This window comes from Amycolatopsis sp. NPDC114503 (genome assembly GCF_055633655.1).
The window spans coordinates 39,707-63,091 of sequence record NZ_JBVKDT010000003.1; the positions used below are offsets into that span (position 1 = coordinate 39,707).

The window sequence follows — 23,385 nt, forward strand, 5'->3', positions numbered from 1 at the left end:
TGTCCGCTACTTCCACGCACCCCGCTCCCGCAGCACCTCGCGCAGCAGATCAGGCCGGTCCGTGACGATCCCGTGCACCCCGAGGTCCAGCAGCGTCCGCATCTGGTCCGCGTCGTCGATCGTCCACGTGTGCACCTCGAACCCGCGCCGCACCGCCGTCTTCACGAACGAACGGTCGACGACTGTCAACGGCCCCTGCCGCACCGGAACCTGCGCCAGCCAGCCGGCCGCGAACCGGCTCACCGGCAGCAGCGGAGCCCACCCGTTCGCCCACACCAGGAACGCCGACCGCGGCCCCATCGCGGTCAGCAGCTTCGGCCCCGCCAACCGCCGCAGCCGAGCGAGCCGTGAGTCCGAAAAGGACGCCGCCGCGACCCGGTCGATCGCCCCGGTCCGCCGCAACGCCCGCACGAACGGGACCACCGCGCTGTCGGCCTTCACGTCGATGTTGAAAAACGCGTCCGGCAGCTCTTCGAGCAGATCCTCCAGCCGGGACAACGGCGCCCGGCCGTCGATCTTCACGTCCTTGAGCTGCGCCCAGGCCTGGGTCGCGATCGCCCCGCGCCCGTCGGTCGTCCGATCGAGCGTCGCGTCGTGATGGACGACCACCACCCCGTCCGACGTGGCGTGCACGTCGGTCTCCAGATAGCGATATCCCTCGGCCACCGCGCGCTGGAACGCGGGCAGCGAGTTCTCCAGCCCCTCCAGATCGCCGAGATGCCAGCCGCGGTGGGCGAAGGCACGGGGGAGCGAGTCGGCGAGGTACGGAAACGGTGGACGCATGCTTCCAGTCTGCGCCATCGGTGTGGCCCCGGCGCGAGAACGTGATGGACAGCTAGAGTCCGGCGGGTGAGGGAACTGGCCGAACACGCTCTGACCGGCGACGAACGCGTCGTGCCGCGCCGCACGAACGCCCCGAAACACTGCGGCTGGTGCGGACGCCGCCTGCCCGAAGCGGGCAACGTCGGACGCCGCCGCCGCTACTGCGGGCAATCCTGCCGCCAGCGCGCGTACGAACGCCGGACCGCCCTGCAGCGCAGCGGCCTGCCCGAGGACGCGGTCGTGCTGTCGGACACCGAGATCGCCGCCCTGCAGGACCGGCTCTTCCAGCTGCGCTGCGCCGCGGAGGACATCGTCACCGCGGCCCAGGACGGCGCGTCCGCGGGGGAGTTGCGGCAGCTGGCCGAGGAGATCGCGGCTGCGGCGAAGGATCTCGAACAGCTTCGCTGACGCTCCTCCCGGATCGCCGTCCGCGGAGAATGGGTTTGACCTTCCAGCGGGTGGAAGGTGCACGGTGACGGCATGAACGAGGACCGCTACCCGATCGGAGAACTCGCTCGCCGCACCGGACTGTCCGCGCGCACGATCCGGTTCTGGTCCGACAGCGGAGTAATCACGCCCGCCGAACGGTCCGCGGCGGGCTACCGCCTCTACGACGCCGACGCGGTCGGCCGCCTGCAACTGGTCAGAACACTGCGCGAACTCGGCCTCGGCCTGGACGCGGTCCGAGAAGTGCTCGACCGCCACTCCACGCTGGCCGAGGTCGCCGCGAGCCACGTCGAAGCCCTCGAAACCCAGATCCGCATCCTGCGGGTCAACCGCGCGGTCCTGCGCAACGCCCTCCGCCGCGAGAACACACCCGAAGGACTGGCCCTGATGCACGAACTCGCCCGACTGCCTGCCCGCGAACGGCAAAAGCTCATCGACGGCTTCGTCGGCAAGATCTTCTCCGGCGTGGACGACCCGGACGCTCTCGTCATCGCCGAGTTCATGCGAGAAATGCCGCCGCAGCTGCCAGACGACCCGACGTCCGCGCAAGTGGACGCCTGGATCGAGCTCGCCGAACTCGTCTCCGACGACGACTTCCGGCACACCATGCGGCAAATGGTGCTCCACGGCGCATCCGACCACCGCATCGACTTCGGCCTCACCATCCGGCCGCTGGTCCTCGAGCACGCCGGACCCGCCGCCGAACAGGGGATCGCACCGGAATCAGACACCGGCCGCACGATTCTCGACCGGATCGTGCCCGCCGATCTTGGCGACGCTGAGTCCCAGGAGGTGCTCGCATGGCTTGATCTGGTCGCGGAGCCTCGCGTCGAACGCTACTGGGAGCTGTTGAGCCTGATCGACAACCGCCCGCCGGGTCCGCGCAGCGTTCCTGCTTTCACGTGGCTCGCCGCCGCGCTGCCCGCACACCGATAACGCGGGGGACAGGGCGGCTGAACAGGACGACTGAGAACTTCGGTCGAAACTCCTGTTCAGCTGCGCCCGGCACAGGGGAGAGGCCGATGGTGGTCTCCGCGGCGGGCAGCGGTTCCTTGACGCGCCGGGGTGCCAGCATCCGCGTGACTCAGTTCCCAACGGGGTCGCGGCATCCGAGCCCGGATCGCCTGTGGCTTCCAGCGTGCACTCGCCGTCAGCCGTGCAAATCCCGACTTACGACTGCGGAAGTTCCGCCGCCTTCGCCAAATTCTCCAGCGACGCCGCCAAATTGCCCGCCGTCATGGCCCGGGCCCGGGTGTTGCGCATCGTGTCCTCGGGGTCCAGGTCGGTCCAGTCGTAGGTGTGCGTCACCGCCGTGCGCGTCTCGCTGAGCGGATTCAGTTCCCAGCGCCACAAATGCCCCGGCGGTACCTTGCCCGGCTCCGACGGACGCCACGCCACCCGGCGGGCCTCCTCGAACTCCACGACGCGGTTCTCCCGGACCCAGCCGTTCGTGAGGGTCGTCGTGAACACGTCGCCGACCGCGTGGACGCGCTGACCCGGCTTCGCCTCGGCCAGATTGTCGTTGCCGTCCCATCCGGGCTGCTGCGACGGATCGGCGATCAGCTCGAAAATCCGCTCCGCCGGGGCCTCGATCTCACGGCTGGCGCGCACGACGCGCGAAGGTTCGTCAGTCACCCGCTCATGCAATCACATCGGCCTCCCGCGCAGCGCCCTCTTCAGAAGAGTCCTCCCGAGCCAACCCGTTGAGCGCCCGATAAGTGCGGTTGCTCGCCGCCGCGGCTCGCTGTTCCCGGCCGGTCGCTTCGATGTAGTTCTGACTCGTCGCGAGGCTCGCGTGGCCCAGCAAGGACATGATCTCCGAAGCGGTCGCACCGTCCTCTGCCAAACGCGTGGCGAAGGTGTGCCGCAGTGCGTGGAGATTCGCGCCCGCCGGCACGCGGTCGTGCAGGCCCGCCCACCGGTAACACGACTTCACCAGATACTCCAGCGCACCCCGGCCGATCGGATCGCCCGCCCGGTCCCGCAGCAGCGGCTCGCTTGACGGGAAACGGTGCCGGGGAAAGCGCCGACGGCACGAAGCCTGATAGTCCTCGATCAGCTTCGCCATCGCCGGCTGCACCGGGATCGAGCGATCCCGGCTGCCCTTCCCGTGGACGTGCAGCCGAAGCTCACCGTCTCGCCCTACCACCGACCGCGGGGTGAGCGCGCGCATTTCCGCCGCCCGCAGGCCCGCGACCAGTCCGAGCGCCAGAACCAGCACGTCCCGCTCCGGCCAAGGATCCCGCGCGCGCCGGGTGCCGTCGGCCGCCGCGGTCAGCAGTTGCTCGGGAGTTTCCTCGCCCCGCAACGGTTTCGGCGTGAGCGGGGGAGTCTTGGGCCGCGCGACGGCGCCCATCGGATTGCCCGGGAGCAGTCCGTCGGACACGCAGAAGGTGAGGAACTGGTTCCACGTCGACCACGCCCGCAACACCGAACTTTTCGCGTGGTTGTCGGCGAACGCGCCGAAGGCAGCCCGCAGCACCGGCGCCGTCAGCTCTTCGACGTCCACCTCGTCGCGACCCAGCTCCGCCAGCAGGAGAGCGGTGATCCCGGCGAGATCGCGCCGATAGGCGGCAGTGGTGTGCGGCGAGTCCTTGCGCGGCCGCCGTGCCGCGAAGAACGCTTGCTGTGCCTCGGAAACGAGCATAGTGATCTTGTACCGCACAGCACCGACAATTTCGACGCTGCCCATTGCTGGCCGTTGTCTGATATATGATGCATAATAGCGATTATGCATGAAACATGGCTGCGGAAGGGGTTCGACGGGGCTGGAGAAGGGGCTGGATCCCCTTGGGGGACAGCGCTTTTCGATCAACCCTCTCGCGGCTGAATGCTCCCTGTTTGGCGTGAAAAGTCAGTGATCGCACGTGCTTCAGTGCCGCGAGCTGGCCTGACGTCAGACTGGATCTTTGACGCGTTCATCTGGTCGAGTGGATCTACAAGCCGCCTGAATCAGCCTCAGCGCGTTGGAGAAAGTTGTTGTGCTCCAACCTCAACGTCCAGCCAGTCGTGCTTAATTCGTCACGGTGACGAATTAAGCACGACTGGAGTCGGTCGATCCCGTCGGGGATTCCAGGCTCTTTCGCCGAGACTGCACCTGAGGCTCAGGCGTCCACGCACGACGAGAGACGCGTCAGTCGATGCCCGGCGAGCCAGGAGCGTCCCAGGCGGACGCGTGCAGAGACAAAGTCGTGCAACACAGTCCTCGGAAGCTCTGGAGAAACCCCTCCTCGGCATGCTGATCAGCAGGTCAGCAAAACGCCGATAATGTACATTATGTCAAGTAAGCGACGTGACGCGCTGCCCCGTGCGCCGACGCCGCTCACCACGCCAGCGGACCGTTGATGTCCGCGTAGGTGCCAGTCGGTCCGTCCGTTCCCACCTGGGCCATCCGGACGATGATCTCCGCGCCTTGCTCAACCGGCTGTCCGCCGCGGCGTCCGTTGATGTCCGTGCTCGTGTAGCCAGGTTCGACGGCGTTGATCCGGATCTCCGGGAACGCTTTGGCGTACTGCACGGTCACCATGTTCACCGCCGCCTTCGACGCCGGGTACGCCACGCCGCGGTACGCGTGTTGATGTGTCGCCTCGTCCGTCATCCTGCCCAGCGACCCCAGTGCACTGCTGACGTTCACCACGACCGGCGCGGAGGAACGTCGCAGGAGCGGCAGAAACGCGTGGAGCACGCGCACGACGCCGAAAACGTTGGTCTCGAACGTTTCCCGCATCAGGTCGGCCGTCACCTCCGGTGCGCCGACCGGTTCTCCGTCGTTGTCCAGTTCGATGGCGATGCCTGCGTTGTTGACGAGAACGTCCAGTCCCCCGTCAGCCTCGACGGTTTTCGCCGCGGCGAGGACTGACGCGTCGTCGGTGACGTCGAGCTGGACGGTTCGTGCGCCGAGTTCCTCCGCGGCCCGTTGGCCTCGGGCGGCGTCGCGTGCGCCGAGGTAGACGGTGTGTCCGGCGGCAACCAAGCGGCGGGCGGTTTCGTAGCCGAGTCCTTTGGTGGCACCGGTAATGAGCGTTGTGGTCATGGCCGCGAAGGTAGGTGCTGGAGCGCGGACCAGGTCAAGATCGGTGGCAGAATGGGCGGATGCCGCTGCCTGAGCCGACGACGCACGACTGGTCGCGTGATCACGATCCTGAGCACCTGCGGTTGATCCGCGAGAACCCGGATCAGTATGCGCCGTCTGGGGCGAGGCATCTGATTCTCGAGGTGCTCGCCTACGCCGCGGACGAGGCCGAGGATCTTGGTGCGGGCCGGGCGGTCGTCGAGTTTCACCCGGACGGTTCGGTTTCCATCTCGGACGACGGTCGCGGGACGCAGATGGCGGTCGGCGACGACGGGCGGCCGGTGCGGAAGCCGGTGATGGCGACGAAGGACTTCCGGTACTTCGATTCTCCGCCTGCCACTCCCCTCCCGGACGGGCATCCTCGGTACGGGATGTCGGTGGTCGCGGCGTTGAGCGAGTGGTTGGTGCACACGAATCGCCGTGCGGAGGGCGCGTGGACGCAGCGGTATCGCCACGGCGTCCCGGCTGACGATCTGGTTGCGGTGCCGGCGGACGGCACTACCGGGACGACCGTTCGTTTCCTTCCGGCCGCCGGTCTCGGCGACGGCGTCTCCGCCGAGTCGGTGCGGCCGCTCGCGGAGCGGTTGAGCGGGGTGTTGGTGGTCGAGGTCTAGTCCACTCCCCTGGGCGGGCCTTGGCTGATGCGGCGCAGGGTGGGTTCGAGGCGGTCGAGGTCGCTGGTGGTGATCAGCTGTCGTTCGTCCCACCAGGTCGCGCCGGCGTCGGCGAGCGGGGCGATCAGGTCGCGGGCTCGGGCGGGGTCGCCTGGGGTGCGGCCGCCGACGACGAATTCGAACTTCTCCCCCGCGCCGTGTTTTCGGGCGTAGGACACGAGATCGCGGACGTCTTCCGCTGCCGGGACGACGCCGTGCGTGGCGTTTTTGAACAGCGGGGCGATGCCGTCCCAGCGTGCGGCGCGGCGGACCGGCCGGCGGTTGGGCCATACGGCGGCGAGCCAGACGGGCGGCCGGGGCTGCTGGACCGTGGCGGGCAGGAGGGTGACGTCGCGGGCTTGGTAGTGCTTGCCGTCGTGGTTGACGGGGTTTCCGGACCAGTACCGGTCGAGGAGGCCGAGGCTTTCGTCGAGATGTTCGGCCAGGACGACCGGGTCGGTGGGTTCGCCGAAGCTGCCGAATTCGTCCTGGATCGGTCCGCCGAGGCCGGCGCCGAAGATGACTCGTCCGCCGCTGAGGGCGTCGAGGGTGGCGACCTGGCGGGCGAGGTGCTCGGGACGGCGGCGGGGCACCGCGGTGACCAGTGTGCCGATCTTGAGCGTGGAGGTCGCGAGCGCGGCTGCGGTCAGGAGCATCCAGGGATCGCCGAAGGGTTGGCCGCGGCGGGTTTCCTTGTCGTGGACGACGTGGTCCCAGAGGAACAGCGCGTCCCAGCCTTCTTGTTCGGCGGCTGCGGCCACTCTCGCCACTGTCCGGGCATCGGCGAACTCGCCGAAGTTCGGGATGTTGATCGAGAAGCGCATACCGGGCATGGTCCCGGCGCGAGGGCTGGTGCGGCAAGCGAATAAGCGGCTTGATCAGGTTCGTTTCGTCTTGCTGGTCCCCGCTTCTTCCGAGGCTTGAGCCGCGGCCTTCGCGTCGTGCTTGGTCCGTGCCGCCGTGCTGATCGCCACGAGGGCGACGATCCCCGCCACGCCTGCGAAGGTGATCGCCGACGGGGTGAGCCGCTGGTCGGGCAGTTGCAGGAAGAACGCGAACAGCGGCGAGAGCGTGAGCAGGACCGACGCGGTGATCGGCTCGGTGTGCTTGATGCCGACCTGCAGCAGGTACAGCGGCGCCGCGACGCCGACGACCGCGATCGTCAGGGACGGGAGGAAGGCTGTCGCCACGCCCGGATGGTCGTTGACCGCGACCAGCGTCCAGGTCACGGCCAGCATCAGGAAGAACCGCACCGCCAGCACCGATTGCGGTTTCAGGTCCGCCTCGCTGAGCCGTTTGGAGTAGATCACGTTCGTCACCGAGCCCAAGCCGGTGAGCAGGGTGAGCGCGATGCCGATCGCGGTGTCCGCGGCGGACCGTTCGCCCAGCGCGCTGTGCCCGGTGAACGATCCCCAGACCAGCATCGCGATCATCACGCCGATGAACAGCGAGACGACGACCTCGGTGCGCAGCACCTTCGTCCCAGGGCGCAGCACGGGGCCGACCAGCACGGTCAGCAGCGGGCCGAGCGCGAGCCCGACTACGTTCACGATCGCCGGTTCGAGGAATTTCAGCGCGTACAGCATCGACAGCCACGTCACGGCTGTCGTCACGTTGATCATGATTACGTCGTAGCGGTGGTCCCGCAGTGGCCGCAGCGCGGCCGCCGGCCCGCGCCTGACCATGTCGCTGCCGAGGAAGAACACGGCGGCGAGCGTGAACGAGATGGCGGCGACTGTCGCCGGGTCGTGCGCCTGAAGCTGGTTGCCTGCGAAGACGTCGAGTGCCGCGGTGAGGAACGCGAAGCCGGTCAGAGGCACAAGGCCCTGCGCCAGCCGGGTTCTGGGGGTATCGGCCACAGGAGAGTCACCTCGGGGATGTTCGCGGCCGCCCGGTCCTGACAACCTCGTCTTCGCGCTGGCCCGCGAAGAAGTCGTCGTACGCGGTCTGGTCAAAGTGTCCCTGGCCGGGCAAGCGGATAAGAGGCGAACGGCGCGCCCCGCTTGGCGAAGGGCCCGCGCAGCCCGTTGACGCAAGTTGTGAATCGATGGTTCACTTCTTGCCGTGGCCTACCGCAGAACGCCCAAAGTCCAGGAGCGCCTCGACGCGCTCCGGGAGACGATCCTGGACGCCACCGTGCAGCAGCTGGCCGAGCACGGCTATTCCGGCTGCTCGGTAGCCGCTGTCGCCGAGCGGGCGGGCGTCGCGGTCGGCACGGTGTACCGGCACTTCCCCACCAAGGCCGACCTGGTCGTGCGGGTCTTCCGGCAGGTCGTCTCGCGCGAGGTCGAGGCCGTGCGGTCGGCGGCGACGGGGCCGGTCGATCCGGTCGCGCGCGTCGTGGCGGTGTTCGAGACGTTCGCGGTGCGGGCGTTGAAGGCGCCGCGGCTCGCGTATGCCCTCCTGGCCGAGCCGGTGGACGCGGTGATCGACGCGGAGCGGCTCGAGTTCCGGCGGGTGTTCCGGGACGTCGTGGCGGAGCATGTCGCCGAAGGGGTGCGGACGGGCATGTTGCCCGCGCAGGACGCGGCGGTGAGCGCGGCGGCGTTGGTCGGTGCCGCGGCAGAAGTCTTGATCGGCCCGCTGACCAGCGGCGGGTCGGCGGAAGTCAGCGAGTTGAGCACGTTCGTCGTGCGGTCACTGGGAGGTTCGGATGCCCGCAACGCATGAGGTCGTCAATCAGGTTCCGCCGCTGGAGCACGATGTCGCCGCCGATCCGGCGCTGGCGGAGGCGGTCGGGCGCACCGAGGCGACGTGGGTCGTCGACGAGATGCACGAGCTGGGGCGCCTCGCCGGCAGCGCGCAGGTGCAGGAGTGGAGCCGGCTGGTCAACGAGAACGAGCCGGTGCTGCGCACGCACGACCGGTTCGGCCACCGGATCGACGAGGTCGAGTTCCATCCGCATTGGCACGACCTGATGAACATCGCGGTGTCGCACGGGTTGCAGGGCGCGCCGTGGCGGGACGAGCGGCCGGGGGCGCATGCGGCGCGGGCGGCGAAGTTCTATGTCTGGAGCCAGTCCGAGGCCGGGCACACCTGTCCGATTTCCATGACGTACGCGGCGGTTCCGGCGTTGCGCGCGAATGCCGAGCTGACCGAGAAGTACGAGCCGCTGCTGGCGTCGACCGAGTACGACTTCGGGTTGCGCGAGCCGAGCACGAAACGCGGCCTGATCGCGGGCATGTCGATGACCGAGAAGCAGGGCGGGTCGGACGTCCGCGCGAACACCACCGCAGCGCGGCCGGCGGGCGACGGCAGCTACCGGCTGGTCGGGCACAAGTGGTTCACGAGCGCGCCGATGTCGGACATGTTCCTCACCCTCGCGCAGGCGCCCGGCGGGCTTTCGTGCTTCCTGCTCCCCCGGGTGCTCCCGGACGGCGGCCGGAACCCGATCCGGTTGCAGCGCTTGAAGGACAAGCTCGGGAACCGGTCGAACGCGTCGTCGGAGATCGAGTACGACGACGCGGTGGGGTGGCTCGTCGGCGAGGAGGGCCGCGGGGTCCGCACGATCATCGAGATGGTCAACAACACGCGGCTCGACTGCGCGCTCGGCAGTTCGTCGGGCATGCGGCTGGGCGCGGTGCGGGCGGTGCATCACGCGACGCACCGGTACGCGTTCGGCAAGGCGCTCGTGGACCAGCCGCTGATGGCGAACGTGCTGGCGGACCTGGTGATCGAGGCGGAAGCGGCGGTGGCGGCGTCGATGCGGCTCGCGGCCGCGGGCGACCGGCCCGGCGACGAGCAGGAGCAGGCGTTCCGGCGTCTCGGGCTCGCGGTGACCAAGTACTGGGTGTGCAAGCGTGCGCCGATGCACGCGGCCGAGGCGCTGGAATGCTTTGGCGGCAACGGGTATGTCGAGGAATCGGGCATGCCGCGGCTGTACCGGGAAGCTCCGCTGATGTCGATCTGGGAGGGCTCCGGCAACGTCGCCGCGCTCGACGCGTTGCGTGCGATGGGAAGGCAGCCGGAGTCGGTGGCGGCGTTCTTCGCCGAGGTGGAGCTCGCGGCGGGCGGGGACGCGCGGCTCGACGACGCGGTCGACCGGCTCAAGAAGGATCTGTCCGATGTGGACGATCTGGAGTTCAGGGCGCGCCGGGTGGTCGAGTCGATGGCGTTGGTGCTGCAGGGTTCGCTGCTCGTGCGGCATGCGCCGCGCGCGGTGGCGGACGCGTTCTGCGGCACGCGGTTCGGCGGCGACTGGGGCTTGGCTTTCGGCACTTTGCCCGCTGGAACCGACACTTCCGCGATCATCGCCCGCGCGCGCGTCTAGTCCGCGTGTTTCGCCGGACAGGGCGCGGCGGGCGGCGCTACTGTCCCTGCCCGTGACCGAACCTGTTTACGTAACCGAGACGCGGACCGCGTACGACACCGTCGCCGAGTCGTACGCCGAAATGCTGAAGGATTTCCTCGAGTCGAGCACCTGGGACCGGACCATGCTCGGCGCGTTCGCGGAGCTGACCGGCGAGGGCCCGGTGGGCGATCTGGGCTGCGGCCCCGGCCGTCTCACCGGGTACGTCGCCTCGCTGGGACTGGACGTCTTCGGCGTCGACCTGTCCCCCACGATGGTCGAGGTCGCCCGCCGGACGCATCCGCACCTGCGTTTCGAGGTGGGCTCGCTGGCCGCGCTCGACCTTGCCGACGGCTCGCTCGCCGGGGCGCTGGCGTGGTATTCGCTGATCCACACGCCGCCCGAGGAGCTTCCGGTGCTGGCCAAGGAACTCGCGCGGGTGCTGCGGCCCGGCGGCTGGCTGCTGACCGCGTTCCAGGTGGGCGACAACGAGCGCCGCCGCATCGAGAACGCCTACGGCCATGACATCACGGCCAACGCGTACCGGCTGGACCCGGACTTCGTCGCGGGACTGCTCGCCGACGCCGGTTTCGTGGTCGACGCGCGTCTGGTGCGCGAACCGGGCCCGAGCTACGAAGCGACGCAGCAGGCGTACTTGATGGCCCGCAAGGAGGGCTGAGGAGCTCCGCTGGGCAGAGAAGGGGGCGGGAGTTTTCCCTGCCCCCTTCAACATATAGCGGACCCCGGGGCTTGCGGCAAGGCCCGGGTGGTGCTCCACAATCGTCCGCCGGAGCCGCTGCCTGCGGAAAGACCGCGGGCGGAACTCGGCTTCGGTACAGGGGACGAGAAGTTCATGACGGACGTGATCGTGGTGGGGGCCGGGCCGGCGGGCGTGATGCTGGCCGCGGAGCTGCGGCTGCACGGGGTGCGCGTGGTCGTGCTGGAGAAAGAGGCGGAACCGCCGAAGTTCGTGCGCGCGCTGGGGATGCATTCGCGCAGCATGGAGGTGCTGGACCAGCGGGGAATGCTGGAGCCGTTCCTCGCCGAGGGCTCGACGCATCCGGTCGGCGGGTTCTTCGCGGGCATCCCGCGTCCCGCGCCGGAGCGGCTGGACACCTCGCACCCGTACGTGCTGGGGCTCCCGCAGCCCATCACCGACCGGCTGCTGGCCGAGCACGCGGTCAAGGCCGGTGCGGAGATCCGGCGCGGATGCGAGGTCGTCGGGCTGAGCCAGGACGACGACGGGGTGAGCGTCTCTCTCGCCGACGGCAGCGAACTGCGGGCGCGCTACCTCGTCGGCTGCGACGGCGGACGGAGCACGGTGCGCAAGGCGCTCGGCGTCGCGTTCCCGGGCGAGCCCGCGCGGCGCGAGATTCTGCTGGGCGAGATGGAGGCGACGGCGGATCCCGCCGAAGTTGCCGCGCTGGTGATGGAAATCCGCAAGACGCAGCTGTGGTTCGGGGTCGGGCCGCTCCGCGACGGCATGTTCCGCGTGGTCGTGCCCGCGGCCGGCGTGGTCGAGGACCGGGAGTCGCGGACGCCGACGCTGGAGGAGGTCAAACACCAGCTGCGGGAATACGCCGGGACGGACTTCGGCGTCCACTCCCCTCGCTGGCTTTCGCGGTTCGGGGACGCGACCCGGCAGGCCGAGCACTACCGCGTCGGCCGGGTGCTGCTGGCAGGCGACGCGGCGCACGTCCACCCGCCGCTGGGCGGGCAGGGGCTCAACCTCGGCCTCCAGGACGCGTTCAACCTCGGCTGGAAACTCGCCGCCGAGGTCAACGGCTGGGCTCCGGAGGGCCTGCTGGACACCTACGAGGCCGAACGGCATCCGGTCGCGGACGCCGTGCTGGACAACGTCCGGGCCCAGGCGGTGGTGATGTCGCCCGATCCGGACGGGCGCGCGATGCGGCGGCTGATGACCGAGCTGATGGGCTTCCAGGAGGTCAACCGGCTGCTGCTGGAGAAGGTGCTCGCGCTCGACATCCGCTACGACTTCGGCGACGGGCACCGGCTGCTCGGGCGGCGGATGCCGGACCTGGCGCTCAAGCGAGGACGGCTGTACGAGCTGATGCACCAGGGCCGCGGGCTGCTGCTGGACCAGAACGGGCAGCTGTCGGCGGAAGGCTGGGCGGACCGGGTCGACCGCGTCGTGGACGTGAGCGAGGACCTCGACGTCCCGGCCGCGTTGCTCCGTCCGGACGGGCACGTGGTCTGGGTGGGCGAAGATCAGCGGGAACTGGACATGCGGATGTTGCAATGGTTCGGCGCCGGGCGATGAGGACGTAGCGGGGCCCGAGCGGGTTTCCCGGCTGCCCTGGGGGTGCCGGGAAACCCGCTCGGGCCGCGGTCAGGGATGGACCGGACCGCCCCAGCAGTCCTGCTTGCCCAGCCGCACGGACGTGTTGGTGTACACGCCGTCGGCGATGGTGTCCCCCATGATCGACCGTTGGTCGGCCGGGCGCGGCCACTGGTAGCACCAGTGCTGGGCGAAGTAGCCGCCCGCCGCCTGGATCGGGTCGAAATCGCAGATGCCGTCGGTCTGGATGCAGTAGCGGATGGACCGGACGCCGGCGAAGTCCGGACGGCCCGCGCCGAACGACACGTAGCCGCCGAACGGCGACGGCAGGCCGGTGCCCGGCGGGAGCGTCGCGCTGATCCCGGTTCCGGCCGGGCCGGGCGGCTGCATCGGGTCGGCGAACAGCTTCGCGCTGAATTTCGCCTTGTCGACGCCGAGCTGGTCGTCGGCGATGTCGTTGAGCACCATGTTCGCCACGATCGCGCCCTGCGAGTAGCCGACGACGGTGAACTCGGCGTCGGGGTTCTCGCGGTAGGCGTCCTGGACGACCTGGCGGCCCCGGTCGTGTCCGATCGCGACGCTCTGGTCCATCGGGGTCTGGTCGCAGTTCGGCGCGCCGGCCGCTCCGGCGGGGTAGTCCACGACCCGTGCGATGCCGCCCTGCAGCCACTCCGGCCGGTAGACCGACGCCTTCCCGTCGCAGGTGCCGCCGATCAGGATGTAGTAGTGCGCGCCGTCGGCGGACGCCGGCGGCGCGCTGGCGAATCCCGCGCCGAGCGTCGCGACGACAGCGCCGATCAGCGCGATCCTCCTGGCTTTCTTCACAATCGGGTCCCCTCCGCGTCGAATGGTCAGAACGTTACTGAGCGCATTCGGAAAATTACGGAGAACCTATGAAATCCTGCTGAAAGCATGATCGCCCTGCGCGCTGCCCGACGAGCCGGTGCCGCTGGTCAGGCCGCACAGACACTCGATTCGAGTCCACCGGATCGAGTGATCCGCCGCCCGCTGCCGGTCAAGCCGGGCCTCTCCCCCGACCTGTGCGGCGGGCAGGGGGAACGTCGTGCAGGGGCGGGCCGGCGACCACGGTGTTGTGGACAGTGCCGATCCCTTGCACGGTCATGCGGACGGTGTCGCCGATGCGCAGCGGCGGCGGTTGCCGTTCGCCTCGCCAACCCCACAGTTCGGCGAGGCAGCCGCTGCCGCAGGTGCCGGAGCCGAGCACGTCGCCGGGCCGGACCCAGGTGCCTCGGCTGGCGTAGGCGATCAGCTCGGCGAACGTCCAGGCCATGTTCGCGAGGGTGTCACCGCCGACGCGGGTGTCGTTGACGAAGACCTCCATGGCGAGGTCGTACCGGCCGCCGCTCTCGCAGTCGGCCAGTTCGTCCGGGGTGACCAGCACGGGGCCGAGGGTGGTGGCGGTGTCCTTGCCCTTGGCCGGTCCGAGTCCGACGCGCATTTCGCGGCTCTGCAGATCGCGCGCCGACCAGTCGTTGAGGATGGTGAACCCGGCGATGTGGTCCGCGGCCTCGGCGACGGACAGGTTGAAACCCGCCGTGCCGATCACGGCCGCGACTTCGAGTTCGAAGTCCAGCACGTCGCATCCGGGCGGCATCGGGACCGGGGCGCCGGAGCCGATCGCCGCGTGCGGGTTGGTGAAGTAGAAGGCGGGCGCTTCGTACCAGGCGTCCGGGACTTCGCTGTTTCCGGTGATCGCGCGGAGCGAGCCGGCCGTGTGCTGTTCGAAGGTGATGAAGTCGCGGATGGTGGCGACCGGCGCCGGGACGGCGATCGACGCGGTTTCATCCCAGGCCGACCGCTGGGTCGCCGCTGCGGCATCCCCGGTGGCGAGCATCTCGAAGACGTCCGCGGTCTCGGGGAGCAGATCGATGTAGTCGCCGTTGACGACGCCGTAGCGCTGCACGCCGTCGACGACCAAGGAGCCGATTCTCATTCCGTCTCCTCGTCGAAGATCGCCACCGCGCGGGTCCAGCCTGCCGACGCCGCGTGGATCTTGACCGGGAAGCAGGCGATCTGGAATCCGGTGGCCGGGAGGCTCTCCAGGTTGTGCAGCTTCTCGAGGTGGCAGTAGCCGATCTCGCGGCCGGCCCGGTGGCCCTCCCAGATCACCGAGGCGTCGTGGTCGCGGGCGTAGCGCTCGGCGGTGAAGCGGAACGGGGCGTCCCAGCTCCAGGCGTCGGTTCCGGTCACCCGCACCCCTTGTTCGAGCAGGTGCAGGGTGGCGGCGCGGCCGACTCCGCAGCCGGAATCGACGTAATCGTCCTGGCTGTAGCGGGTGCCTGCCCGGGTGTTGACCACCACGATGTCGAGCGGGCGCAGCCGGTGGCCGATCCGGTCGAGTTCGGCGTCGATGTCGGCGGGCGTGACGACGTGCCCGTCGGGCAGGCGCCGGAAGTCCAGCTTGACTCCCTTCTGGAAGCACCAGTGCAGCGGCACCTCGTCGATCGTCATGGCCCGGCGGCCTCCGTCCATAGTGGACGCGTAGTGGTACGGGGCGTCGAGATGAGTGCCGGTGTGCGTGGTGGCCTCGATCCGCTCGATCGCCCAGCCTTCGCCGTCGGGCAGGTCCGCGGCCGTCGCGCCCGGGAAGAAGCGGAGCAGGTCCGGGACCGACTGCCGGTGGTCGATGTAGGTGATCGAAGGACGGTGGCCGGGCGGGTCGGAGGCGATCCCGCCCCGCAGCGGGACCGAAATGTCCACGAGCTGTCGCATGGCGACTCCTTGCCTCTCAGCGCGGGATGACGGGGACGAGCAGATGGGAGGCGTGGTCGCCGCCGAGGTGGATGACGGCGTCGGCCGCCGGGCGGGCGAGACCGGGATGGTCGTGGGTCATGAAGCCGAGGTCGCTGTCCCCGGTGACCAATTCGAGGCGCAGCCGCTCGCCCGGCGCGAGGGTGATGCTGGTGGGCCAGATCTCGACCTCGAGCAGAGTCGGCTCGCCGGGCACGAGGGGAATCTCGCGGGCGTGGGTGTGCCACGGCCGGTGCGGCAGCGACCGCTCGGGATCGGTCTCGCGGTGGGAAGCCTTGAGCCAGCCCATGGTCATCGGGACCGGATCGCCCTGGGGGCCGACACCGGGGATCGGCTCGCCGTCGGCGCCGATGTGCTGCACCCGCGCGAAGACGTCGAGGTCGTCCTGGTCCGCGCTGAGCCACAGGCGCAGCGCGACCGGACCGGTCAGCTCGAGCGGCTCGGACACCGGGGCGGTGTCGAAGCTCGCGGGGTAGGCCACCGTCGCGGCGTCGACGGGCGGGTCCCAGTCGAGGACTCCCTCGCCGAGGTGGAGTTCGCGCCACTGCGTCTGCGGGAGCGGGAAGTCCGTGGCGTCCCGCCATTCGACCTCGCGCCCGTGCCGGATCGCCAGCCGCACCGGGGCCACGCCGTCCATCCGGCCGGGCTGGTCTTTCAGGAAACGGTCGAGGAAGCGCAGCTGCAGATCCAGTGCCCAGTCGGCGTAGTAGGGATCGATGTGGGTGCCGGTGTGCACCACGAGCCACTTGTCTCGCGACGCCGCACGGGCCCAGCCTTCGATGTTGCCGCGCAGGTGGACATGCAGCGCGCCCCAGTTGCCCGCCGACAGCACCGGCGCCGTGACCCGGTCGAGATCGACGATGCGGGCTTGGTGGTAGTCGTCCAGCACGGGACGCCGCGGGAGCACCTCGCGCCAGTCGTCTCCGTCGTCGCCGTTGCGCTGGGGCGTGATCTGGCGGTTCCACCAGAAGCCGACGAACCCGTTGGCGTACAGGCCGCCTTGGTAGATGAAGTCGCGGTAGAAGTCGGTCGCCCCTTCCCAGGCCACGATCGCGGCGAGGTGCGGCGGCTGGAGCTCTGCGACCCGCCAGCCCATCATCGCCAGCCACGAGATGCCGCTGGAAGCCACCTTGCCGGTGGACCACGGCTGTCCGGCCGCCCATTCGACGACGTCGTAGAAGTCCTCGGAATCGCTCGGGCTCATCAGGTCCATCCGGCCGGGCGACTTGCCGGTGCCCCGGGTGTCGGCGCGCAGCACCGCGTAGCCGCGGGCCGTCCACCACTCGGGATCCGGGGTCTCCCAGACCATGTGCTCGTTGTGCGGCACGAGGTCGTAGAGCGGATAGCGGTCCGGCCAGTGCACGTCCTTGCCGTACGGGCTGATCGACGCCAGCACGGGAAATTCGCCGTCGCCGTCGGGAAGGAACACGTCGGCCAGGATCGGCGGGCCGGTGCGGGCGGGGACCTCGATGTCCCGTTCGATGCGCATCTCAGTACTCCAGGGGGGTGACCGTTAAAGCAAGTCAGCTTGCGTCAAGGAGTATGGCGACTGGCGCGCGCTAAAGCAAGCGAACTTGTATTAGAGTGGTGCCCCGTGAGCGATTCGGACGTCCGGCGACGGCCCGGCGGACGGGCGGCCCGGGTGCGCGCCGCCGTCCTCGAGGCGACCAACGAGCTCCTGCGGGACGAGGGCCTGACGGGGCTGAAGGTGTCCGAGGTGGCACGGCGCGCGCAGGTGAACGAGACGTCGATCTTCCGGCGGTGGGGCACCCGCGAGAACCTCGTCATCGACGCCCTGCTCGCCGACGCCGCCGAACAGCTCCCGGTGCCCGACAGCGGGACTTTGCGGGGCGACCTGGTCGCCTACGCCACCTCGCTCGCGAAATACCTGACCTCGCCCGCCGGCAACGCCCTCGACCGGACACTGGCCTCGGCCGGCGACGACCCGATCACCCGGCAGTTGCGCGACCAGTACTGGGAGGCCCGCTTCGCCCAGTCCGGCCAGATCGCCGCACGGGCGATCAAGCGCGGAGAGCTGCCCGAGGCCACCGACCCCCGCTTCGTGCTGGAAATGCTTGTCGCGCCGCTGCATTTCAGGATCGTGCTCACCCGCGAGCCGCTCGAACCGGACTTGCCTGCCCGCATCGTCGACGCCCTCCTCCGCGGGCTCGCCGACGCCGACAGCCCTCAACCGAGGTCGTGATTTCCTGAAGGCGCGCGGACCAGGCGCATTGTGGCCCGTACGGTCCAGAACCAGTATGGTCGGCGCATGGCCCGGCCTCGCGAGTTCGACGAAGATCGCGTGCTGCTCGCCGTCCGCGACGAGTTCTGGGACAAGGGCTACGGGGCGACGTCGCTGGGGGATCTGCTGCGCGTGAGCGGGCTCGGCAAGGGCAGCCTGTACGGGGCGTTCGGCGACAAGCGAAGCCTGTTCCTGCGAGTGCTGCGCGACTACGACGACGCGAACCTGCTGATGCTGCGCGAGAGTCTGGCGTCCGCGGCGCGCGGGATCGACGTGGTGCGCGCGTTTCTGCTCGGCCCGACCCTCGACCCGACCGGAGCAGTTGCGCGTCGAGGTTGCTTGCTGGCCAACAGCAACGCCGAACTGGCCACCAGCACTCCGGACGTGGCCGCGGAGGCATGTCGCAGCTATGACGCGATCGCGGACATTCTCGCCGAGGCACTGGAGCGCGCCCAGCGAGAAGGCGACCTCTCCCCTGACGCCGACCCCGCCGAGACCGCCCGCGCGGTGCTCGTCGCCCAGCTCGGCCTGATCGCGCTCGGGCGCACCGGCATGGACGTCGACGTGCTCGCGAAAGCGGCCCAGTCCGCCCTCGTGCGGCTGCTGCCCGCCGCAACACGGTAGCGACAACTCGCTGGCAGGCGGCCGGACCGGGAACGGCGCGCCCTCCGGCTGCACCCCGCCGCTCCTGCCAAGGATCACCGTGGCAGAACGGGTTCCTGCCTGACGAATCCAGGTCCATGCATGCCCGCGCTCTTCTCGTCGGCCACAGTTATTGACCGCCCAGTCCAGATCTGCGACAGTTATGGACCTTACGGTCAATAACTGTGAAGGAGGGCGGCATGGCCGTCTTGGCAGACAAAGTCGCCGTGGTCACCGGGGGCAGCAGCGGCATCGGATTCGCGACCGCACGGGCGTTCCGCGACGAGGGGGCCAAGGTCTTCATCACCGGCCGCCGCAAGGACGCGCTCGACGCGGCGGTCGCCGAACTCGGGCCTGACGTGACTGGCGTGGTCTGCGACGTTTCGGCGCTCGCGGAGCTCGACGCGTTCTACCGAACCGTGCGCGAGCAGGCCGGCCGCATCGACGTACTGGTCGCCAACGCAGGCGTCGGCGCCGCGGCCGCGTTCGGCGAGGTGACGGAGGAGCTGATCGACTCGGTGTTCGCCACCAACGTCAAGGGAACGATCTTCACCGTGCAGCAAGCGCTGCCGCTGCTCAGCGCGAACGCCTCGGTGATCCTCACCGGTTCGACCGCCACGACCAGGCCCAGCCAGGGACTCGAGGTCTACGCGGCATCGAAGGCGGCGATCCGCAACCTCGCCCGGGGCTGGGCTCTCAGCTCGCGCACACACGGCTTCCGGGTCAACGTCGTGTCCCCTGGCGGCACGCGCACCCCCGGTCTCCTCGAGCTGGTCCCGCCCGAGGCGCTCCGGCAGGCCGAGGGCGAAGTCCCGCTCGGCCGGCTCGCGGAACCCGAGGAGATCGCCGCCGTGACGACGTTCCTCGCCTCGGACGCGTCGAGCTTCGTCAACGGCGCCGAGTTCTTCGCCGACGGCGGTTTCGCACAGGTGTGAGCGCTCTCGTCGACGCGCGCGAACCTCACCGAAACCGGGGCTTAATCCCGCCGCCGGGCCAGGACGAAAACTCGGTGCATGGCAAGGAAAGCAGCGGGCAGCCCAGCAGCGGTCGACGTCAAAACCACCAGACGTCGATCCCTGCCGGAAGCCGGCAAGCCTGGCTGGCAAAGCGATAACGCCCGATTTTCCGAGCGCTGCGGGGACCCCGGCTCCGCAGAACTCGGCTCAGCGGACGCGCGGCGTGAACTCCGCGAGATCCGGCAACGGCGGCACCTCCCGCGCATACGCGTCCGCGGCCAGCACACCTGTGGTGACCCGGGTGGCCGTGCGGCGGCCGAGTTCGTCCAGGATTTCCTGCTCGGTCCGGCCCCGCGCGAGCAGCAGCAGGAACGGGTCGGCGTCGAGCAGCCAGGCGACCTGGAACGACAGCGCGGCGGCGTGCCGGCACGGGAGTTCCCAGCCGGGGCAGTCGCAGTCCGGGTCGAGGTCGCCGATGCCGGGCAGCAGCGGGACGACCTCGGCCAGCTCCGGCGGCAGATGCCGGTCGAGCAGCGCGGCGAGGTGCCCGGCATGGTCGGCGGCGCGGTCCAGCAGCAGCTCCCAGTCCGTTGTGGACAGTTCGGCCAGGTGCACGCCGGTGCGGTACGGGCCGTCGTCGGCGTCCTCGGTGGTCGCGGTGATGAGGCCGGGGCTGACCGTGATCGGGCCGACCAGGCCCGCCGCGGCGTAGCTCCGGCCCTTCTTCAGCTGCCGCAGGTCGAGTGCGGTGTCCTCCATCGCCTGCAGCCACGCGCGGCCCCACCAGCTGCGGGCGAACGGACCGCGGCCGGGGCGGGCGGGAAACGCGGGGAATCCGCGGACCCGGTCGGTCATCGCTGCCTCCGGAGGGTCACGAGCTCGGCCAGTTCGTCGTCGGTGAGTTCGGTGAGCGCGGCCTCGCCCGAGGCGAGCACCGCGTCGGCGAGCGCGCGTTTCTCCCGCAGCATCGCCGCGATCCGGTCCTCGACCGTCCCTTCCGCGACCAGCCGGTGGACCTGCACCGGCCGGGTCTGCCCGATCCGGTACGCGCGGTCGGTCGCCTGGTCCTCGACCGCCGGGTTCCACCACCGGTCGTAGTGCACGACGTGATCGGCACGCGTGAGGGTGAGCCCGGTGCCCGCGGCCTTGAGCGAGAGCAGGAACACCGGCACGTCGCCGTTCTGGAAGCCGCGGACCAGTTCCTCGCGCCGGGCGACCGGCGTTCCGCCGTGCAGCAGCTGCGACGGGACGCCGCGCGCGGCGAGGTGCCGCTCCAGCAGCCGAGCCATCACCACGTACTGGGTGAACACCAGCACCGCGCCGTCCTCGGAGAGGATCGTGTCGAGCAGTTCGTCGAGCAGCTCGAGCTTCCCGGACCGTCCGGCGAGCGTGCTGTCGCCAGGCTCGCCGAGGTACTGCGCGGGGTGGTTGCAGATCTGCTTGAGCGCGGTGAGCAGCTTGACCACCCGGCCGCGACGGGCCATGCCGTCGCTCGCGGAGATGTCCGCCATCAGCTCGCGCACGGTGGCCTCGTACAGCGACGCCTGCTCGGTCGTGAGCGACACCGGCCGGTCGGTCTCGGTCTTGGCGGGCAGCTCGGGCGCGATGCCCGGGTCGGATTTGCGGCGGCGCAACAGGAACGGCCGCAGCAGCCGGGACAGCTGCTCGGCAACCGCCGGATCGGCGCCGGATTCGACCGGCTTCCCCCAGCGGCGGCGGAACTCGGCGAGCGGGCCGAGCAGACCCGGCGTGGTCCAGTCGAGGATCGCCCACAGTTCGGTGAGCGTGTTCTCCACCGGCGTGCCGGTGAGCGCGACCTTCGCCGAGGAAGGCAGCAGCCGCAACGCTTTCGCCGTGTCGGAGCGGTGGTTCTTCACGTGCTGCGCCTCGTCGGCGACCAGCAGATCCCAGCCCACCTCGGCCAGCGGCGCGGGGTCGGCGCGCAGCGTGCCGTAGGTCGTGAGGACGAAACCGCCGTCGAGCTCGTCCAACGACCGCGAAGCGCCGTGGAACCGGCGCACCGCGACCCCGGGCGCGAACCGGCGGATCTCGGTTTCCCACGTGCCCAGCAGCGAAGCCGGGCAGACGACCAGCGTCGGCCCGGCGCCGCGGTGCAGGTGCAGCGCGATGAGCGTGACGGTTTTGCCGAGCCCCATGTCGTCGGCGAGACAGCCGCCGAGACCCAGCCCGGTGACGGTGTCGAGCCAGCGCAGACCGCGCAGCTGGTAGTCGCGCAGGGTCGCGGCCAGCCCGGCCGGCTGCGGCACCGGCTCGGGATCGGCCGACAGCCGCGCGCGCAGATCTTCCAGCCAGCCGTCGGTGCGGACGTCGACCAGGTCGCCGTCGACCTCCGTGCGGCCGGTGAGCGCGACGCCGAGCGCCTCGATCGCGGTCAACGGCTTGAGCGTGCGATCCCGGGCGCGATCGGCGGTCTTGCTGTCCAGCAGCACCCACCGGTCCCGCAGCCGGACGACCGGACGCTGGGCCTCGGCGAGCGCGTCGAGTTCCGCGACGCTCAGCTCGCTGTCGCCGAGCGCGAGCTGCCAGTCGAACTGCAGCACCCGGTCGCCGCCGAAGAACGACCGCGCGTCGGACGGCGCGTCGCCCGGCCGGACGACTGCGCGCGCGGCCAGCCCGGTCAGCTCCGCGGGCCAGTGGACCGCCAGTTCGGCGGCGTCGAGCGCGCCGGCGAGCAGTTCGGCGATCTCGCGGTCTCCCAGCGCGACCGACGACGGAACCGCCGCCGACAGCAGCGGAGCCAGCGCGGGCCACACCTCCGCTCCGTGCCGCAACGCCAGCAGAACCTCGTGCCGCGCCTCCTGGCTTCCGGTGCGCCACAGCTCTTCCGCGTCGACCAGCGGCTCGGTCCCGCCGTGCACCTGGACGACGGCGCGGAACCGGCCGCCCGCGAGATCGTCGGACTCGATCCGCAGCGACACGCGCAGCGCGGGTTCCACTCCGGCGACATCGCCGAGGAACCGCATCAGCAGCGGGTACGGCTCCGGCAACCGCGCCGGGTCCCCGGGGATCGGCGTCGCGTGGGCGTGCGGCGGCATCGCGTCGGCGAGCCGGCGCAGCCACGCTTCCTCGGCCGGGTCGAGCGGTCCGGTCCACCCGGCCGAGGCGAGTCGCTCCGCGGCTTCGGCCGCCAGCGCCCAGAACCTCGCGGACGGGTCCGTGAGCGCGCGCAGCACCGGAACCGCATCCGCGGTCGGCACCCGCAGCGCGGGCACCGTGCGCACCCCGTCCGGCAACACGACCTCGACCGTGCCGGGCGCCCCAGGACCGTCCGGCATCGCGCCGTCCGGTCTCCAGAACACGATCCGACCCGGCTCCACCACTGCTGAATTCAGTGCTCCGCCCTCCCCTGGCTGGCCTGTCCGGGATAGTCTACCGGAAAACTCTGTACTGCGTACGAGGAGCGAAGTGGACACCGAAACGGACACCGGGCCGGGCGATCCGCGGCGGACCATCGAACTGCTGTGGGGCGTGCCCGGTCCCCCGCGCCGCGGCCCGAAACCGAAGCTGACGGTCGAGCACGTGGTGGCGGCCGGGATCCGGGTCGCGGACGCGGACGGGCTCGACGCGGTCACCATGCGCCGGATCGCCGACGAGCTGGGCGTCGCGACGATGTCGCTCTACACCTACGTGCCCGGCCGCGACGAACTGCTGGAGCTGATGCTCGACCACGCGCACGGCGAACTCCCCGGCGAGCTGCCGGAAGGCTGGCGGGCCGGGCTCGCCGCGGTCGCCGAAGACCTGTGGCGGCTCTACCACCGGCATCCCTGGCTGCTGGAGATCCGCGTCGGCCGTCCGACCCTGGGCCCGCACACCTTCGCCAAATACGAGCGCGAGCTGGCCGCGATGGACGAACTCGGCCTCGACGACGTCCAGCTCGACGCGATCGTCAGCCTGCTCAACGGATTGGTCGCGGGCGCGGCGCGCGGATCGGTGGACGCGACCCGCGCCGCGCGGCGCAGCGGGATGACCGACCTCGACTGGTGGAACCGCTCCGCGCCGGTGCTGGCCGAGATCCCGGCGGCGGACCCGGCGCACTTCCCGCGCGCCAGCCGGGTCGGCACGACCGCCGGGCAGACCTACGGCGGGTCGTCGGATCCCGAGCACCATTTCCGGTTCGGGCTCGGCCGCATCCTCGACGGGATCGGGCAGCTCGCCGGAGCCTGAACGCGAG

General features: G+C 70.3%; 23 protein-coding genes. 11 read left to right on the plus strand and 12 right to left on the minus strand.

Going from position 1 to position 23,385, the window contains the following annotated elements; genetic code table 11:
• Positions 1-6 precede the first annotated feature (6 nt).
• A complete protein-coding gene (locus tag ACZ7OI_RS12850; protein WP_470264359.1) occupies positions 7-783 on the minus strand; it encodes a glycerophosphodiester phosphodiesterase in 777 nt (258 codons plus the stop codon).
• A 66-nt stretch (positions 784-849) separates the two neighbouring features.
• Between ACZ7OI_RS12850 and ACZ7OI_RS12855 the strand changes: the two genes are divergently transcribed.
• Both ACZ7OI_RS12855 and ACZ7OI_RS12860 read left to right on the plus strand, forming a co-directional pair.
• Positions 850-1,230 (plus strand): hypothetical protein, encoded by a 381-nt coding sequence (locus ACZ7OI_RS12855; protein ID WP_101440048.1) that lies wholly within the window; start codon positions 850-852, stop codon positions 1,228-1,230.
• A gap of 72 nt (positions 1,231-1,302) precedes the next feature.
• Positions 1,303-2,205, plus strand: coding sequence for a helix-turn-helix domain-containing protein (locus tag ACZ7OI_RS12860; protein WP_470264360.1), 903 nt, complete (start codon positions 1,303-1,305; stop codon positions 2,203-2,205).
• A gap of 234 nt (positions 2,206-2,439) precedes the next feature.
• On the opposite strand, the gene ACZ7OI_RS12865 is transcribed toward ACZ7OI_RS12860, so the two are convergent.
• The 3 genes from ACZ7OI_RS12865 to ACZ7OI_RS12875 form a co-directional block, all read right to left on the minus strand.
• Positions 2,440-2,904 (minus strand): SRPBCC family protein, encoded by a 465-nt coding sequence (locus ACZ7OI_RS12865; RefSeq protein WP_470264361.1) that lies wholly within the window; start codon positions 2,902-2,904, stop codon positions 2,440-2,442.
• A 4-nt stretch (positions 2,905-2,908) separates the two neighbouring features.
• Positions 2,909-3,934 carry a tyrosine-type recombinase/integrase gene (locus ACZ7OI_RS12870; protein WP_470264362.1) on the minus strand — a complete coding sequence of 342 codons (1,026 nt, stop codon included), beginning with the start codon at positions 3,932-3,934 and terminating at the stop codon, positions 2,909-2,911.
• A gap of 657 nt (positions 3,935-4,591) precedes the next feature.
• Positions 4,592-5,302, minus strand: coding sequence for an SDR family NAD(P)-dependent oxidoreductase (locus ACZ7OI_RS12875; RefSeq protein WP_470264363.1), 711 nt, complete (start codon positions 5,300-5,302; stop codon positions 4,592-4,594).
• 59 nt (positions 5,303-5,361) lie between these two features.
• Here ACZ7OI_RS12875 and ACZ7OI_RS12880 point away from each other — a divergent pair, with 59 nt between their 5' ends.
• Positions 5,362-5,955 (plus strand): hypothetical protein, encoded by a 594-nt coding sequence (locus ACZ7OI_RS12880; protein ID WP_470264364.1) that lies wholly within the window; start codon positions 5,362-5,364, stop codon positions 5,953-5,955.
• Here the strand turns inward: ACZ7OI_RS12880 and ACZ7OI_RS12885 are convergent.
• Positions 5,952-6,818 carry an LLM class flavin-dependent oxidoreductase gene (locus tag ACZ7OI_RS12885; RefSeq protein WP_470264365.1) on the minus strand — a complete coding sequence of 289 codons (867 nt, stop codon included), beginning with the start codon at positions 6,816-6,818 and terminating at the stop codon, positions 5,952-5,954. The genes ACZ7OI_RS12880 and ACZ7OI_RS12885 overlap by 4 nt on opposite strands.
• 54 nt (positions 6,819-6,872) lie before the next feature.
• Complete coding sequence (locus tag ACZ7OI_RS12890; protein WP_470264366.1) at positions 6,873-7,853, minus strand: EamA family transporter; 981 nt, start codon at positions 7,851-7,853, stop codon at positions 6,873-6,875.
• Positions 7,854-8,058: 205 nt separating this feature from the next.
• On the opposite strand from ACZ7OI_RS12890, the gene ACZ7OI_RS12895 reads away from it, so the two are divergent.
• From ACZ7OI_RS12895 to rox, 4 genes are all read left to right on the plus strand, one after another.
• Positions 8,059-8,664: a TetR/AcrR family transcriptional regulator gene (locus ACZ7OI_RS12895; protein ID WP_470264367.1), complete on the plus strand. Its 606-nt coding sequence runs from the start codon at positions 8,059-8,061 to the stop codon at positions 8,662-8,664.
• Positions 8,648-10,264, plus strand: coding sequence for an acyl-CoA dehydrogenase family protein (locus tag ACZ7OI_RS12900; protein WP_470264368.1), 1,617 nt, complete (start codon positions 8,648-8,650; stop codon positions 10,262-10,264). The genes ACZ7OI_RS12895 and ACZ7OI_RS12900 overlap by 17 nt, the downstream gene beginning before the upstream one ends.
• 52 nt (positions 10,265-10,316) lie before the next feature.
• On the plus strand, positions 10,317-10,961 hold the full coding sequence (locus tag ACZ7OI_RS12905; protein WP_470264369.1) for a class I SAM-dependent DNA methyltransferase: 645 nt from the start codon (positions 10,317-10,319) through the stop codon (positions 10,959-10,961).
• 174 nt (positions 10,962-11,135) lie between these two features.
• A complete protein-coding gene (gene rox / locus ACZ7OI_RS12910; RefSeq protein ID WP_470264370.1) occupies positions 11,136-12,563 on the plus strand; it encodes a rifampin monooxygenase in 1,428 nt (475 codons plus the stop codon).
• 69 nt (positions 12,564-12,632) lie between these two features.
• Here the strand turns inward: rox and ACZ7OI_RS12915 are convergent, their stop codons facing one another.
• The 4 genes from ACZ7OI_RS12915 to ACZ7OI_RS12930 form a co-directional block, all read right to left on the minus strand.
• Positions 12,633-13,406: a PE-PPE domain-containing protein gene (locus ACZ7OI_RS12915; protein WP_470264371.1), complete on the minus strand. Its 774-nt coding sequence runs from the start codon at positions 13,404-13,406 to the stop codon at positions 12,633-12,635.
• A gap of 190 nt (positions 13,407-13,596) precedes the next feature.
• Positions 13,597-14,535 carry a fumarylacetoacetate hydrolase family protein gene (locus tag ACZ7OI_RS12920; protein ID WP_470264372.1) on the minus strand — a complete coding sequence of 313 codons (939 nt, stop codon included), beginning with the start codon at positions 14,533-14,535 and terminating at the stop codon, positions 13,597-13,599.
• Complete coding sequence (locus ACZ7OI_RS12925) at positions 14,532-15,314, minus strand: cyclase family protein (protein ID WP_470264373.1); 783 nt, start codon at positions 15,312-15,314, stop codon at positions 14,532-14,534. The genes ACZ7OI_RS12920 and ACZ7OI_RS12925 overlap by 4 nt, the downstream gene beginning before the upstream one ends.
• A gap of 16 nt (positions 15,315-15,330) precedes the next feature.
• A complete protein-coding gene (locus ACZ7OI_RS12930) occupies positions 15,331-16,842 on the minus strand; it encodes a CocE/NonD family hydrolase (protein WP_470264374.1) in 1,512 nt (503 codons plus the stop codon).
• 105 nt (positions 16,843-16,947) lie between these two features.
• Between ACZ7OI_RS12930 and ACZ7OI_RS12935 the strand changes: the two genes are divergently transcribed.
• The 3 genes from ACZ7OI_RS12935 (at position 16,948) to ACZ7OI_RS12945 (ending at position 19,172) form a co-directional block, all read left to right on the plus strand.
• The gene (locus ACZ7OI_RS12935) at positions 16,948-17,556 is read left to right on the plus strand and encodes a TetR/AcrR family transcriptional regulator (protein ID WP_470264375.1); all 609 of its coding nucleotides are present in this window, start codon (positions 16,948-16,950) and stop codon (positions 17,554-17,556) included.
• Positions 17,557-17,622: 66 nt separating this feature from the next.
• Positions 17,623-18,219, plus strand: a complete 597-nt coding sequence (locus tag ACZ7OI_RS12940; RefSeq protein WP_470264376.1) for a TetR/AcrR family transcriptional regulator — start codon at positions 17,623-17,625, stop codon at positions 18,217-18,219.
• 218 nt (positions 18,220-18,437) lie between these two features.
• Positions 18,438-19,172, plus strand: coding sequence for an SDR family NAD(P)-dependent oxidoreductase (locus ACZ7OI_RS12945; RefSeq protein WP_470264377.1), 735 nt, complete (start codon positions 18,438-18,440; stop codon positions 19,170-19,172).
• Positions 19,173-19,400: 228 nt separating this feature from the next.
• Here ACZ7OI_RS12945 and ACZ7OI_RS12950 read toward each other — a convergent pair whose 3' ends face one another.
• Positions 19,401-20,048: an SWIM zinc finger family protein gene (locus tag ACZ7OI_RS12950; RefSeq protein ID WP_470264378.1), complete on the minus strand. Its 648-nt coding sequence runs from the start codon at positions 20,046-20,048 to the stop codon at positions 19,401-19,403.
• The gene (locus ACZ7OI_RS12955; RefSeq protein WP_470265168.1) at positions 20,045-22,489 is read right to left on the minus strand and encodes a DEAD/DEAH box helicase; all 2,445 of its coding nucleotides are present in this window, start codon (positions 22,487-22,489) and stop codon (positions 20,045-20,047) included. The genes ACZ7OI_RS12950 and ACZ7OI_RS12955 overlap by 4 nt, the downstream gene beginning before the upstream one ends.
• A gap of 130 nt (positions 22,490-22,619) precedes the next feature.
• Between ACZ7OI_RS12955 and ACZ7OI_RS12960 the strand changes: the two genes are divergently transcribed.
• Entirely contained in the window at positions 22,620-23,378 is a 759-nt protein-coding gene (locus ACZ7OI_RS12960) for a TetR/AcrR family transcriptional regulator (RefSeq protein ID WP_470264379.1), read from the plus strand.
• The last annotated feature ends 7 nt before the right edge of the window (positions 23,379-23,385 follow it).